Source organism: Nocardiopsis sp. TRM 82005 (assembly GCF_056312425.1).
Window position 1 is genome coordinate 69,663 of record NZ_JBWDTQ010000011.1, and the last position, 12,750, is coordinate 82,412.

Genomic DNA, 12,750 nt, shown 5'->3' on the forward strand with positions numbered 1-12,750 from the left:
TGCCGCACCCGGAGGGGCCGCACAGCTGGTCTCACCCGGCCGCAGCCCGAAGTCCAGGTCGGAGAAGAGCAGCGCGGTCCCAGGGAAGCGGTGGGCCAGTCCGGTGGCGTGCACGTGGGCGGTGTTCGTCACGGTCGGCCGCCCCGACAGGAGTCGGCGGTGACGCCCCGGCCCAGGTCGACGCTGTCGGGCAGGTCGGCGATACCCCGTCACCGGAGGCCACGACCAGGGTCGATCCGATGGCGGAGCTGATGATCTCGACCGGGTACACCTCGCTCCCGGACTGGAGGCAGCCGGAGCCGTCCCCGGTCGCGAAGAGCGCTCCTGGCGGTACCTTCAGGACGTCCACCGGCTCGGCCAAGGAGGAAGTGCCCATGACCGGTGCGTCCTCACCGGTCCGCTCCCGGGCCGCCTGCGCCTCGGGCGTGTCGGCCAGCCGCCTCAGGAACTCCGGATCGTCGCCGAACCCGTCCGTGTCGACCGGTCCGGTCACCTCCCCGAGGGTCAGCACGCGGTCTCCGGGAAGTGCCGCGGCGGGAAGCGGCGCCAGCGCTATCGACTCCAGGCGTCCGGGGACCCCGGCGAACGCGCTTCCGGCCCCGACCGTGCTGCCGAGCAGAGCATGGCACTCGTCGAGGACGACCTCGGAGGCGGGCATCCACATGACGTCCGCCAGGCCCAGCACGCCGTCGGGCTGGTCGACACCGGACCTCTCCTCGAGCGTGCGCACCGCGGCGGCGGTCTGCCAGCCGTAGGTGCCGTCCTCCGCAGCGGCGTACCCGAGCCGGTCGAGCTCGGCCTGTAGTGCCTCCACGTCGGGGCCGCGGTCGCCACGGCCCAGGTCCCGGTGCAGGGGCCGGGGCGTCGCCAGGGCCAGGAGCGGGTCACCGTCGACCTCCGCCGCTGTCTCGCCCGAGCGCAGGGTGGAACCCGCCGTACAGGAAGTGTCGGTGATCCGGCCGCTCCTGCCCATCTCCAGGTCCGGGGTCGGAGCGGTGTTGAGAGTCACCTCGACCGTGTGCCCGTCGGCGAACCGCTCCACGGAGGCGGGGGCGGACACGGTGTCCTCGGCGGTGGCCAGGCTCGGGGGCGGGTCGGCGGGGCGCAACAGGAAACCGGCCGTGCCTGCGGTGATGGTCAGCAGGAGTCCGCCCAGGAGGAAGTTTCCGGGGAGAGGGTCTTCACCGTGGAGTCCTCACTGCCCGGAGGAGATCGCGAAGCCTGAACGGTAGAAACAGTCGCTGACCGTCTCGTTCGCCATGTCGAACGGCGCGCTTCGCATGCCTTCCTCCATGTGGCTTTCGAACATCTCCACGGAGTAGCCTGCCTCCACGAACCCCTCCTCGTAGAGGCACTGGATGACCGCGGCCCGAGTGTCAGCGAGCATGTGCGGGTTGCCCACCTGGACCGCGTACATCCCCTCGATCCTCATCAGGGTCCCGTCGGCGCATTCGGCACCGGCGCCCATTGACGCGCTCACGGTTTCCTCGCTGTCACCGTGGTCGGACTCCTCCATCCGGTACAGGCCGCTCGGCATCTTTTCGTAGGTTTCCTCCGGCCCGGCCGCCTCGGCGCACTCCTGGCAGCGGTTGAACGCCTCCTCGTAGTCCTCCGGCGCTATCTCGCCGTTCTCGATGGCGCGGTCGAAAACCTCGCGCTCGAAGTCCTAGGTGGACTCCCCGCGCGCCCATTCGAACTGCTCCACGAGGGTCTGGTCCATCGTCCCGGCGTTCTGTGCGGCCTCGGACAACCCCTCGTTCTCTTGCTGCGCACCGCATCCGGCGATCAAAAGGGCGACCACCGCCGTACACAGGACACCGGATTCGGAATGCTTGCCCAAAGTCATTCCTTTCTCTGTGGCACCGCGACCGGGCGTGGAGGCCTCCCTGTGCCCGGTCGCGGATTCGGTCAGGAATCAGCCGAACTCGTAACCCGCGTATCGGGGGGCCGCCCCGCTGTGGTCAGAAGCGTAGGCGCTGCTGCTGTTCGGATACCAATGTGTTGATTGGGACGCATCTCCGTGGTAGGCCCAGGAACGCCCGAAGGCACTGCAGCCGCTCGTGCTTGTGCTCGCACTCGAATATCCGGTGGTAACGTCCCGGTATCCGCGCACACAGGCGGCTGCGGGGTCGGCGTCGATCACCTCCACCACTCCCCCTCCGGCCACCAGGGCCAAGGTGAAGAGTCCGGTGATGGCCCGTCGTCCCATCCGGGGGAGCGCGAAGGTCTTCTTCTCCTGGTGAGGTATTTCCACTTCCGATCCGTGGTCGTACTACGAGAAGTGCCGCGGCTCCCCTGTTCTACAGAGTTCAGGGGTATGGGAGCAAGAATTAACTTTACAGACATTTACCCAGGGTGAATCAAATATTCGTCAGTCGACCGCGGGTTTCCGTGGGTCGTGGCGGGGCCCATCGCGTATGCGGAGCTCATGAAGGAGCGCCACCCGGCCCCGGTTTCCCTGCTTCCGGTCAGGGAGACGCGGAGAGCCCTCACCCGCGGTTAGGCATGGCCGGATCCGGCCACGCGTCGGCGCGCGGGGGCACGGGCCGCCGGGCGAAGCACACCGCGACCGCCATCAGCGCGCAGAGCAGGGCCAGCCCCAGGACGCCGGGCCGGTAGGACCCCGCCCACCCGTGGGCCAGGGACAACAGGATGGGGCCCACTGCGGTGGAGGCGACCGCGACGGACTGGGTCACCCCGCGCAGGGAGCCGAGGTTGGCGGTGCCGAAGTAGAAGGGCAGCGCGGCGTTCTCCACCGCGCGGGCCCCGGAAGCCGCCGCGCCCAGCGCCACCCCGTAGAGGACCGCTCCCAGGCCCGGGGCGACCAGCGGCAGCAGGGTGAGCGCCAGCGCGTGCATGGCCATGGCCGCGCACATCAGCATCTTGGGGGACAGCCGGTCGGCGGCCGAACCGAAGAGCAGCGCCGAACCCAGCCCGGCGACGGTCTGGGGCAGGAAGTTGGCGGCGGCCTGCGTCGGGGTGAGCCCCTGCTCGCCCAGCACGGCGATCTGGTGGAAGAACACGGCGGTGGACACCAGCCCGCTGCACGCCACCGCCCCGGTCAACGCCCAGAAGACGGAGGTGCGCACGATCGCCCGCAGCGGCCACTCCGGTTCGACGGTCGCGGCAGGCCCCGCGTGTGCGGGCTTCCCGGTCCGCTCGGTCTCCCCGGGCCCGGTCCGTCCGGGCGCCTTGGCCCCCTCGGACCGCTCGGGCGCCCGGGCGACCCCGCGCAGGCCCCAGAACGCCAGGGGCAGCACGACCACCCAGATGAGCAGCGCCTCGGCGGCGAAGGTGTACCGCCAGCCCAGGACGGAGACCACCTGCTCGGCGATCAGCGGGAACAGCGAGATCCCCGCGCTCCCCGCCGAGGTGGTGAGCCCGAGCAGGGTGCCCCGGCCGCGGGTCACCGAGATCGCGACGGCGGTGCTGGCGATCAGCGACATGCCGCCCTGGCCCAGGGCGCGTACCCCGACGAAGCCCGCGGTCAGCCCCACCAGTCCCTGTACGCAGGCCAGCAGGACCAGGAATCCGCCGAAGCCCAGCGCCACCGCGGCCAGGACCCGCTGGACCCCGAACCTGTCGACGGCCCGCCCCAGCCAGGGCAGTGCGAGCGCGCCGCTGAGCGTGCCGACCATGTAGGCGAGGGAGACGGCCGATCGGCTGATGTCCAGGTCGGCGATGACATGGTCGACGAACACGGAGACACCCGCGGTCTGCCCCGGGCCGCTCAGCGCCAGGACCAGCGCGGAGGCGGCTACGACCCGGGCGGGCGAGGGGGTAGCGCGGCCGGGGGTCCCTGTCGGCCTCATCGCACGTCTCCCGCCGTGGGGATGGCGGGTACCGGAGCATGGAGACGGGGTCTGTCGATCATCGGGCCTATTGTCCCGCCCCGGCCCCGAGCCGCGGCGTCCGCCCCCCCCGGGCCGACCGGTGGCCGGGTCGACCGATCGGTTGATGCGCGGAATCCACCGATCCCGTGGCCGTGCGGGTGATTCGTGGCCCCCCGGTCCCGCGCGATGCTCGGAGCATGCCGATCATCGACGTCAGGAACCTGCACAAGCGCTACGGGGAGAAGACCGCCGTCGACGACGTGTCCTTCTCCGTCGAGGAGGGTGAGATCTTCGGGATCCTCGGCCCCAACGGAGCCGGGAAGACCACCACTGTCGAGTGCGTGGCGGGGATACGCCCCGCCGGCACCGGATCGATCACCGTGCTCGGCCGGGATCCGAGGCGGGACCGGGGCGAGATCCGCGAGCGCCTCGGCGTGCAGCTCCAGGAGGCGCGGCTGCCCGACCGGATCAGGGTGGGGGAGGCCCTGGAGCTCTACGCCTCCTTCTACCGTGCCTCGGCCGACACCGGTCAGCTCATGGAGATGCTCGGGATCGCCGACAAGCGCGACACCCAGTACCGCAGGCTGTCCGGCGGGCAGAAGCAGCGGCTGTCCATCGCCCTCGCTCTCGTGGGCCGTCCGACCGTGACCATCCTCGACGAACTGACCACGGGCCTGGACCCGCAGGCGCGGCGCGACACCTGGGACCTCATCGAGGACGTGCGCGACTCCGGGGTCACGATCGTGCTCGTCACGCACTTCATGGACGAGGCCGAACGGCTCTGCGACCGGCTCGCCCTGATCGACGCGGGCCGCATCGCCGCCCTGGACACCCCCGCCGGACTCGTCGCCCAGGCCAGCCCGGAACAGCAGGTGACCTTCCGTGTGTCCGCCGGACTCGACGAGCAGGTACTCGCCGCTCTGCCCGAGGTCGGCTCCGTACGACGCAGCGGCTCCCGGATCCAGGTGACCGGCCAGGGAAACCTGCTCCACGCGGTGACCTCTGCCCTGGCCCGTGAGCACGTCATCGCCGAGGAGCTGCGCATTGAGCGCTCCAGCCTGGACGACGCGTTCGTCACCCTGACCGGCCGCACCCTCCAGTCATGAACACCGCCACCGAGAAGGAGGGAGCCACCGTGTCCGCCCTGCGCCAGCTCACAGTGACCGAGGCCAGGCTGCTGCTACGCGAGCCCACGGCCATCGGTCTCGGCATCGTGCTGCCGACCGTGATCCTCCTGGGCCTCGGCGCCCTGCCGATGATGCGTGAACCGACCCCGGAGTTCGGCGGCATGAGCTTCATCGAGACCTGGGCCCCCACGGCCCTGATCCTCGGCATGGGGATCCTGTGCCTCCAGCACCTGCCGTCCGCCCTGGCCAGCTATCGGGAGAACGGCGTACTGCGCCGGATGGCGACCACGCCGGTGCACCCCGGTATGGTCCTGGCCGCGCAGATCATCGTGGTGTTCGCGGCGGCGGCGGTCTCCGCCGTGCTCCTGGTGGTCTCCGCCTGGCTGGTCCTGGACATCGAGCCGCCGAGCCGGCCGCTGCTGTTCGCTGCCGGGTTCGTCGTCGGGGCCGCGTCACTCATCGCGCTGGGGACCCTGGTCGCCGCGGTGGTGCCCAACGCACGCGCGGCCAACGGTCTGTCGATGGTTCTGTACATGCTGCTGATGATCGTGGGCGGGGTCTTCCTACCGAGGGTCTTCCTGCCCGACGTCCTCGTGCGGATGGGAGAGTTCACGCCGCCCGGGGCCCAACTCCTGCTGGAGAGCTGGTCCGGAGACGTGGCGGCCACCGGTTTCCCCCAGATCGTCCAGTTGGCGATAATGGCGGGAGTCGCCGTGGTGGCCGCTGCGCTGGCGGCCAGACTGTTCCGATGGGAGTGAACGGCGGATGAGCCCGCGGGGCAACTGTGAGGACACCGCCGGGGAGCAGGACTGGGAACGGGACTGGGACCGGTGGTGGGAGCGGTTCGTCGTCGTCATCCCCTGGGTCCTGCTGCTGCCCTCGACGGCGCTGGTCCTCTCCCAGCCGGTGCGGGACTGGACCGGGCACGCGGTCACCTTCGGCTTGGCCGTGTTCGCGGCGGCCTGGGTGCTCCTCGGTTACGTGCTCACCCCACCCGGCCGCGACAACCGCATGCTGCCCTCCCTGCTCTACTTCGCCGGGCTCGTCGCACTGTGCTCCGTGATGATGGCGCACAATCCCCTGTTCCTGATGTTCGCCATCACACTGTTCTTCCACGCCTTGGTGCTGCCCTGGCCTCTGGCCTTCGTCGGTGTCGCGGCCGCGTCGATCGCGCTGCACACGACGACCATGGGTTTCCCCGGGACGGACACGGAGATGCCCTTCCTGGAACACCTCTTCGTCTACGTCGGCGTGGTCACCGTCCAGACCGTGGCCATAGGCGGAGGGCTCGTGGTCGCGGCCAAGGGCGCGGAGCAGCACAGGGAACGCCAGACGATGGTGGTCAAGCTCGAGGCGGCCCTGGAGGAGAACGCCGGCCTGCACGCGCAGCTCCTCACACAGGCCAGGGAGGCCGGGGCGCTGGACGAGCGCCAGCGTATGGCGCGGGAGATCCATGACACCCTGGCCCAGGGGCTCACCGGGATCGTGACGCAGGTCCAGGCGGCGCAGCGGGTGTGGGACGATCCCGGGTCGGCGCGCCCGCACGTGGACCGCGCGCTCAACCTGGCCCGGGAGAGCCTGGCCGAGGCGCGGCGCTCCGTGCAGGCCCTGCGCCCCCGGCAGCTGGTGGAGAGCCAGCTGCCCGAGGCCCTCGGCGAGCTCACCCGCCGTTGGGAGGAGGAGCACCGCGTCCGCTCCGGGCTCGACGTCACCGGCGAGCGCGTCGCACTGAGCCCGGCGATCGAGGTGGCCCTCTTCCGTGTCGCCCAGGAGGCGCTCACCAACGTCGCCAAGCACGCCGACGCCTCCCGGGTGGGCGTGACCCTGTCCTACTCCGACGACGTGGTCCTGCTCGACGTCCGCGACGACGGGCGGGGGATGGCCGGGGGCAACCGGCACGGGTTCGGACTCAACAGCATGCGCCAGCGCATTCGCGGGATCGGAGGCACGGTGGAGATCGAGACCGGCGAGGGGGAGGGCACCGCCGTCAGCGCGACCGTGCCCGCGATCCCGGTGGAGGCGACGTGATCCGTGTCCTCATCGCCGACGACCACCCCGTCGTGCGCGACGGCCTGCGCGGCGCCTTCGCCGCGGAGGACGACATCGAGGTGGTCGGTGAGGCGTCCAACGGCCGTGAGGCGGTCGAACGCGCGGGGGAGTTCTCCGCCGACGTCGTGCTGATGGACCTGCGCATGCCGGTGCTCTCCGGGGTCGGGGCGATCGCCGCCCTGGCCCGGGAGGCGCCGGACGTGCGCGTCCTCGTCCTCACCACCTTCGATAGCGAGAGCGACGTCCTCCCGGCCGTCGAGGCCGGTGCCACCGGATACCTGCTCAAGGACGCCTCGACCGACGAGCTGCTGCGCGGGGTACGCGCCGTGCACCGCGGGGAGTCGGTCCTGGCGCCGACGGCGGTGCGGCACCTGATGGGCCAGGTCCGCAGGCCCGCCGGCCAGAGTCTGAGCGCCCGTGAACTGGAGGTGCTGGGGCTCGTCGCCGACGGGGCGTCCAACCGGAGTGCGGCGGCGCGCCTGTTCATCAGCGAGGCGAGCGTCAAGACGCACCTACAGCACGTGTACAACAAGCTCGGCGTCCGCGACCGGGCCGCGGCGGTGGCCGAGGCCTACCGCCGCGGCCTCATCGGCTAGGGAGCGCGCCGTGGCCCACCGCGGTGGGCCACGGGACGGGGTCCCGTATGACGCGCGGCGACCGGCGGAGGCGTCAGCGACGCGCGGCCTCCAGCCTGGTCCGCAGGGAGCCGGCGCGCGTGACGTAGCCCTCGCGCACGTTCTCATCCTCCGCGCGGTTGACCGCCCACACGTACTGTCCGTGACCGCGGTAGCGCTCCGCCAACTCGTCCTCGTCGAAGGGGGCGTGCGAGCCGAAGAGCACACAGAAGTAGTCCTCCGGGGCCGCCGGGGCGTTGCCGCCGGTGTTCAGCGCCGTGGGCGCCTCCACCCGGGAGAGCCGGACGCCTCCCTCCGCGAATCCGTCCTCGTCCCGGACGATCTCCCCCGCCCGGTGCGCGTGATCGGTTCCGCGGCCGGCGGCGGGGTCCCGTCCGAGGCCCACTCGCTGAGGTGGTCGTAGGAGGCGTTGAGCACGTGATGCAGCGGCACGCGGCTGAACGGGGGCTCGACGCAGTCGTACCGCGGCTGCCGGCCGAAGTCGCGCTCCTCGACATCCTCGCGCGCCTGCCGTCCGGCCCAGCCGGAGTGTGCGGAGCCCGCCACCTCCCAGCGGCGGAAGGCCTCCGTGTCCTCCGCGGGACCGATCCAGGCGGCGTCGGTCTCCGACAGCACCTGGAACACCGGTTCGGGACGGTCGGCCTCGGGGCCGAGCCCACGACGAAGCCGTATCCGTCGAAGACCGGCTCGATGCGGGGGAGGACCTCCTCGTAGTAGACCGTCATGCGGCCCGCGGACTGAGAAGCCCCGATGGCCAGGACCTGGTCGACCTCGGTCCCGCCGGTGAGGTCTCCGGAGGAGCGCAGGGCCTGCGCCGCCTGCGAGTAGATGCCGTAGGAGAGCTGGTCGTCGGCGACGGTTCCGCCGTCCGTGACGTCCAGTCGGTCGTAGCCACTGCGGTGCCTTTCGTTCGTACCAACACGGACGGTCCGCTGTTGGTCACTGCTGGCCACGCGAAGGTATGCCGACGCGAACACGCCGGCAAGGGGGTGAAGGGCGGTCGGACTCGGAACAGGTCGTTTCCCCGATGACGGCGTCGACGGGCCGGACACCGGCCATCGGGACCGGCGCCCCTGCTCAGGGCCGGGGCGCCGGCCGGTCAGGCGGTGCGGAGCTGGACCGGACCCTCGCCGATCACCTCTGTTCCAGTGCGCCGGAGCCGTCGCCGTCGGCGTCCAACAGGTTCGCGACCACACGCAGCGGTGTGCACGCCGGCCCGGTGACGGCCTCGCCGTCCTCCAGGTCGAACGTCGAGTGGTGCAGTTGGCAGCGGATCCGCAGTTTCCGCCCGTCGACGTGGGCGAACTTCAGCTTGCCCTTGCGGTGGGGGCAGCGCGCCTCGGCGATCACGCGTCTGCCCGCCACCTCGATCATCACCAGGTCCTCGGTCACCTGCACCACCCTGGGCGCGGACGTACCGCCGTCATCGCCACCGCCCGAGGCGTTGGAGCCGGAGAGCGAGGTCATGCCGTCCTCCCCGCCCTCTCGACGACCCCTTCGAAGGCCGAGGCGACGATCGTGCTGGTCAGCTCCACTCCCGACCACACCCGTGCCAGGTCGAGACCGTTCTCCTCGTCGAGGACACGGATCGCTGCGCGCATCTGCCTGCTGTGGAAGCTGTCGATGTAGAGGTGCTCGCTGTAGTATCCGTGCGCCGCGATGCCGAGACGCTCGGCCGCCCGCCGGTAGCTGCGGAAGGCGTAGAGCACACTGGACTCGAAGTAGGCGTAGCCCCCCAGGAAGTACTCGGGGGAGGGTGCACGGCTGGCCAGCCAGTGGAACATGTTGACGTAGGCCAGGGCCTCCGGGCACGCCTGCTGGACGTAGTGCTCCAGGTCCAGCGTCATACCCAGCTCGGTCAGTAAGTTCCGGTAGAGCTGGGAATGCGCCTGTTCGTCGTTTCCGGAGCCGAGTTCGTCGACGAGTACCCGGAACACCGCCATGCCCGCCCCGAAAGGCAGCCTCGGCACCACGGGCAGCAGATACTCCGACTCGGTCAGCCCGTCCACGGCGAACTCGCTCACCACCGTCCGGAACTGCTCAAGAGTCGCCTCCTCGGCGAGGAAGCGGTCCGCCGGAGCGGGCGAGGCCTCTTCCTGGGCCAGGCGTTCGCGTAACGCCCGGAGCAGGTCGCCACGTGAGCGGAGCGGGGGAGCCGAGGCGGTGAAGGCGGTCGCCATCGGCGTGATCCACCGGTCCTCCAGGTCCAGCAGTTCCTCGTACTCCGCCACGGTGGGCACACTGCGGTAGAGGCGGTAGAGCCGCCGCTGGTCCGTGGCCTTCGCGCGTGCTCGGGCAGTGGTCGTGTCGGGGGCCAGTGGAGCGGTCGTGGTCATGCGTCCTCCAGACTCGCCTCGGTGGTGATGACACCGCGTCGCCGCAGTTCCCGCTTCACGTGCACGTACCAGTCGTCGAGAAAGATCCCGTACTGCTCACAGACGAGGTCGAGGACCTCCTGTGCGCGCCGCGTGGGGTCGACGAGCATCGCGTTGCACAGGTCGGGTTGAAGATTGGCCAGCGGACCGATGAACCCGTCGACGCCGTCCACCGAGGAGAGCAGGTTCTCCCAGCCCTCGAAGACCGGTACTCCGGTCCCCGCGTTGGCGATCCTGGTGGTGAACTCGGCCGATCCGCTCGACTCCTTGACGCCGACGACGCCGGGCAGCTCGCACAGCGCGAGTAGCGTCTCGTACTCGATGCGGTTACCGGAGACGGCGTCCTCGTTGTAGAGGAAGATCGGGACACCGGTGCCCGCGCGGATGGTTCGGTAGTGGTCGTGGATGTCGTCCTGGGTCACGCCGGGACCGAAGGGCGTCGTCACCACGACCGCGTCGACCCTCAGCCGTTCGGCCAGAAGCGCCCGCTCCAGGACCGCCTCCGTGTCCTGGAGCTGGATACCGGCCAGCACCGGCAAGCCGTGACTGTGCGTCACTGTGTAGTGAACCATGTCGGTCCACTGCCGTTCGTCGAGCCACCACCCCTCGCCGGAGCTCAGCGTCGGCATGAGGGCGGTCACGTCGGTGTGCAGGTACTCGATCAGGCTCGCGGTGCTCTCCTCACAGACGCGTCCGTCGCCGTCGTACGGTGTGACCAGGGGAACGATCGTTCCGGAGTACATGCTGCCGTCCTCTCTCACAGGTCTCGGGCGGGGACGCGTAGGACCAGGGACTCCTGGTACAGGTGCTCCAGGGGCTCGGGGAAGACCGGCTCCTCGTCCTCCTCACCGTGGACGGGCACGGTGTCCGCCGGCAGGCCGTCGCGGATCAGCTCTGGAGCGATCGTCCGCAGCCTCCCGTCCCGGGCGAGCACCTGTCCCAGTACCAGCCGCTGGTGGGGTGGGAGCCCGTTCAGCCCCGGGGACTTCCAGGCGCAGCGGACGTCCTGCTCGGTGTAGCCGGTGCGGTCGATGGCCATGTCCGTGTGCAGGCGGTCCATGAAGGGGTAGTAGGCGTCCTGCGACTCCCGGCTCCGCCGCCAGACCAGGTCGTCGCAGCGTCCCACCTGTTCCAGACTCATCGCCACGCGCCCTCGCAGGTGTTCGACGAAGAAGGCCTTGCAGCTGCGTCGGACCGCCTCGTCCTCATGGTGCATGCCCATGAACACGTCGGCGTCGATGAAGAGGTCACCGGCCATGGCGCATCAGCACCTTGCGCATGCGGTCCATGGCCAGCCGGAACATCTCCGGCTCGCGGGCGAGGGCGAGTCGGACGAAGCGCTCGCCCCTGGCTGGCTCGTTCCAGTAGAAGTAGGTGCCGGGCAGCACGTACACCTCCTCCTGCAACAGCTCGGCCTGTAGTTCCTCGGCCTTGGGTCCGGCAGGGAGAACGCGGAACCAGGCGACGCTCGTCGACACCACGGGCTCCTGGTACTCCAGGATCGTCCCGGCGAGGGCGTTGCGTACGGTCGCGGTGTTCTCCTCGATGATCCGGCGCACCGACGCGAAGCCGTCCCTGATGGAGTCCTCGACGTAGTGCGCGACCATGTTGAGCACGAACGGCGACACGTTCAGCAGGACGCTGGTGTGGAGGTTGTAGACCTCGGGGTGAATGTCGCGGCTGGCGGTGATCATGGCGCACTTGGCGTCCTGGATGGGCCAGGTCTTTCCGGTGTCCTCGATGACCATGTAGGTGACGCCGGACTCCTCCAGGAGCTCGTACACGTCGAATCGGCCGATCTTCTCGTCGCACAGGGCGAACGACGCGAAGCAGAAGTCGATCATCAGCAGCTTGTCGTTGTCGACGCAGTAGCGCACGACCTCGCGGAAGCCGTCGATTCCTTGGGCCAGGAGGGTGAATCCTGTGGGGTTGTTGGGGTCGACGAGGTAGAGGGCGTCGCCTTCGCAGGTTTCGGTCAGGCGTTCATAGATGCGCCCCGGATCTGCCAGCGCGGTCTCCGGAACCGGGGAGAGCGGGACCTGCATGTTGCGCAACAGGTCGATGAGGTTGTCGAAGCAGGGTTCGATCAGCGACACGGACATGTCGTGCTGCTTGAGGTACATTCCGGCGACCATCGTCGAGACGCTGGCCGAGTACGAGAGCAGCGTGCGGTGCATGGAGTGCGCGGTGGGCTGCTTGTGGAGGCGGAAGAACGCCGAAAGGAAGCGCTCCTCGAAGTAGGCCTGCTGCTCTTCCTCGGACTCGTGCCACAGTTCGGGAAGCCGTTCGACGATCTTTTCCTGGCTTCCGGACTGCCGCTGGTGGGTGTGCGCGTCAGCCAGGTTGTAGCGCGTCTTCAGTGCCTGGATCTCGTGCTGTGTGAGATCGAGTGGACGATCGTTCCCAGCTGTGGTGTCCGTGTTGCTCTCAAGGGAAATCGAAGACATCGTTCAGCCCTTCGTGTTGATCCGGTTCTCCGTGGTCTGGGATCGGTGGGTCACCGCCGCGCCCGCACCTGATCGCGTCAGCGGTTGGAGGTGTATGTTCCGGCGCAGCCACAGGTAAAGGTAGCCAAGAAATCCACAATTTGGAGAAATTGCCTTCAATTGGCACAATCCGGCCACGGGGGATAAAATGGCAGCACAAAAGCGCATTCCACTTCTATGGAATGCGTCTCTCACCTGGCTGAACGATGTTCGGTTCTATCTCGGTGTGTGTCGGTGATCAGTGA

At 69.5% G+C, this 12,750-nt stretch carries 13 protein-coding genes and 1 pseudogene; 4 read left to right on the top strand and 10 right to left on the bottom strand.

The genetic code is table 11. The features are described 5' to 3' along the window. Positions 1–31: 31 nt before the first annotated feature. The 4 genes from AC0T5L_RS07945 to AC0T5L_RS07960 all read right to left on the bottom strand — a co-directional run bounded on the left by AC0T5L_RS07945 (position 32) and on the right by AC0T5L_RS07960 (position 3,812). Positions 32–1,108, bottom strand: coding sequence for a peptidoglycan-binding domain-containing protein (locus tag AC0T5L_RS07945; RefSeq protein ID WP_476164746.1), 1,077 nt, complete (start codon positions 1,106–1,108; stop codon positions 32–34). Between the two features lie 87 nt (positions 1,109–1,195). Further along, positions 1,196–1,537, bottom strand: coding sequence for a hypothetical protein (locus AC0T5L_RS07950; RefSeq protein WP_476164747.1), 342 nt, complete (start codon positions 1,535–1,537; stop codon positions 1,196–1,198). Positions 1,538–1,666: 129 nt separating this feature from the next. After that, positions 1,667–1,840, bottom strand: coding sequence for a hypothetical protein (locus tag AC0T5L_RS07955; protein WP_476164748.1), 174 nt, complete (start codon positions 1,838–1,840; stop codon positions 1,667–1,669). A 649-nt stretch (positions 1,841–2,489) separates the two neighbouring features. Next, positions 2,490–3,812 (bottom strand): MFS transporter, encoded by a 1,323-nt coding sequence (locus AC0T5L_RS07960; protein ID WP_476164749.1) that lies wholly within the window; start codon positions 3,810–3,812, stop codon positions 2,490–2,492. A gap of 218 nt (positions 3,813–4,030) precedes the next feature. Here AC0T5L_RS07960 and AC0T5L_RS07965 point away from each other — a divergent pair, with 218 nt between their 5' ends. From AC0T5L_RS07965 to AC0T5L_RS07980, 4 genes are read left to right on the top strand one after another with little or no spacing between them, the layout of a single operon-like run. Next, the gene (locus tag AC0T5L_RS07965; protein ID WP_476164750.1) at positions 4,031–4,939 is read left to right on the top strand and encodes an ABC transporter ATP-binding protein; all 909 of its coding nucleotides are present in this window, start codon (positions 4,031–4,033) and stop codon (positions 4,937–4,939) included. Next, entirely contained in the window at positions 4,936–5,718 is a 783-nt protein-coding gene (locus AC0T5L_RS07970) for an ABC transporter permease (protein ID WP_476164751.1), read from the top strand. Before AC0T5L_RS07965 ends, AC0T5L_RS07970 begins: the two co-directional genes overlap by 4 nt. 7 nt (positions 5,719–5,725) lie before the next feature. Beyond that, complete coding sequence (locus tag AC0T5L_RS07975) at positions 5,726–6,988, top strand: sensor histidine kinase (protein WP_476164752.1); 1,263 nt, start codon at positions 5,726–5,728, stop codon at positions 6,986–6,988. Continuing rightward, a complete protein-coding gene (locus AC0T5L_RS07980; protein ID WP_476164753.1) occupies positions 6,985–7,605 on the top strand; it encodes a response regulator in 621 nt (206 codons plus the stop codon). Before AC0T5L_RS07975 ends, AC0T5L_RS07980 begins: the two co-directional genes overlap by 4 nt. Before the next feature lie 73 nt (positions 7,606–7,678). Here AC0T5L_RS07980 and AC0T5L_RS07985 read toward each other — a convergent pair. The 6 genes and pseudogenes from AC0T5L_RS07985 to AC0T5L_RS08010 form a co-directional block, all read right to left on the bottom strand. Next, a pseudogene (locus AC0T5L_RS07985) lies at positions 7,679–8,840 on the bottom strand (alpha/beta hydrolase domain-containing protein). After that, on the bottom strand, positions 8,779–9,111 hold the full coding sequence (locus AC0T5L_RS07990) for a Rieske (2Fe-2S) protein (RefSeq protein ID WP_476164754.1): 333 nt from the start codon (positions 9,109–9,111) through the stop codon (positions 8,779–8,781). The pseudogene AC0T5L_RS07985 and the gene AC0T5L_RS07990 overlap by 62 nt, the downstream one beginning before the upstream one ends. Further along, positions 9,108–9,980, bottom strand: a complete 873-nt coding sequence (locus tag AC0T5L_RS07995; RefSeq protein ID WP_476164755.1) for an iron-containing redox enzyme family protein — start codon at positions 9,978–9,980, stop codon at positions 9,108–9,110. The genes AC0T5L_RS07990 and AC0T5L_RS07995 overlap by 4 nt, the downstream gene beginning before the upstream one ends. Next, positions 9,977–10,762: a dihydrodipicolinate synthase family protein gene (locus AC0T5L_RS08000; protein WP_476164756.1), complete on the bottom strand. Its 786-nt coding sequence runs from the start codon at positions 10,760–10,762 to the stop codon at positions 9,977–9,979. The genes AC0T5L_RS07995 and AC0T5L_RS08000 overlap by 4 nt, the downstream gene beginning before the upstream one ends. A 14-nt stretch (positions 10,763–10,776) precedes the next feature. Then, complete coding sequence (locus AC0T5L_RS08005) at positions 10,777–11,277, bottom strand: DUF6190 family protein (protein ID WP_476164757.1); 501 nt, start codon at positions 11,275–11,277, stop codon at positions 10,777–10,779. Next, a complete protein-coding gene (locus tag AC0T5L_RS08010) occupies positions 11,267–12,466 on the bottom strand; it encodes a PLP-dependent aminotransferase family protein (RefSeq protein WP_476164758.1) in 1,200 nt (399 codons plus the stop codon). Before AC0T5L_RS08010 ends, AC0T5L_RS08005 begins: the two co-directional genes overlap by 11 nt. Positions 12,467–12,750 lie beyond the last annotated feature (284 nt).

Excerpts from the sequence above, each read along its gene's own strand:
- AC0T5L_RS07950 (WP_476164747.1), bottom strand. The coding sequence starts at position 1,537 with ATGCCGAGCGGCCTGTACCGGATGGAGGAGTCCGACCACGGTGACAGC.
- AC0T5L_RS07960 (WP_476164749.1), bottom strand. The coding sequence starts at position 3,812 with ATGAGGCCGACAGGGACCCCCGGCCGCGCTACCCCCTCGCCCGCCCGG.
- AC0T5L_RS07965 (WP_476164750.1), top strand. The coding sequence starts at position 4,031 with ATGCCGATCATCGACGTCAGGAACCTGCACAAGCGCTACGGGGAGAAG.
- AC0T5L_RS07970 (WP_476164751.1), top strand. The coding sequence starts at position 4,936 with ATGAACACCGCCACCGAGAAGGAGGGAGCCACCGTGTCCGCCCTGCGC.
- AC0T5L_RS07975 (WP_476164752.1), top strand. The coding sequence starts at position 5,726 with ATGAGCCCGCGGGGCAACTGTGAGGACACCGCCGGGGAGCAGGACTGG.
- AC0T5L_RS07990 (WP_476164754.1), bottom strand. The coding sequence starts at position 9,111 with ATGACCTCGCTCTCCGGCTCCAACGCCTCGGGCGGTGGCGATGACGGC.
- AC0T5L_RS07995 (WP_476164755.1), bottom strand. The coding sequence starts at position 9,980 with ATGACCACGACCGCTCCACTGGCCCCCGACACGACCACTGCCCGAGCA.
- AC0T5L_RS08000 (WP_476164756.1), bottom strand. The coding sequence starts at position 10,762 with ATGTACTCCGGAACGATCGTTCCCCTGGTCACACCGTACGACGGCGAC.
- AC0T5L_RS08005 (WP_476164757.1), bottom strand. The coding sequence starts at position 11,277 with ATGGCCGGTGACCTCTTCATCGACGCCGACGTGTTCATGGGCATGCAC.
- AC0T5L_RS08010 (WP_476164758.1), bottom strand. The coding sequence starts at position 12,466 with ATGTCTTCGATTTCCCTTGAGAGCAACACGGACACCACAGCTGGGAAC.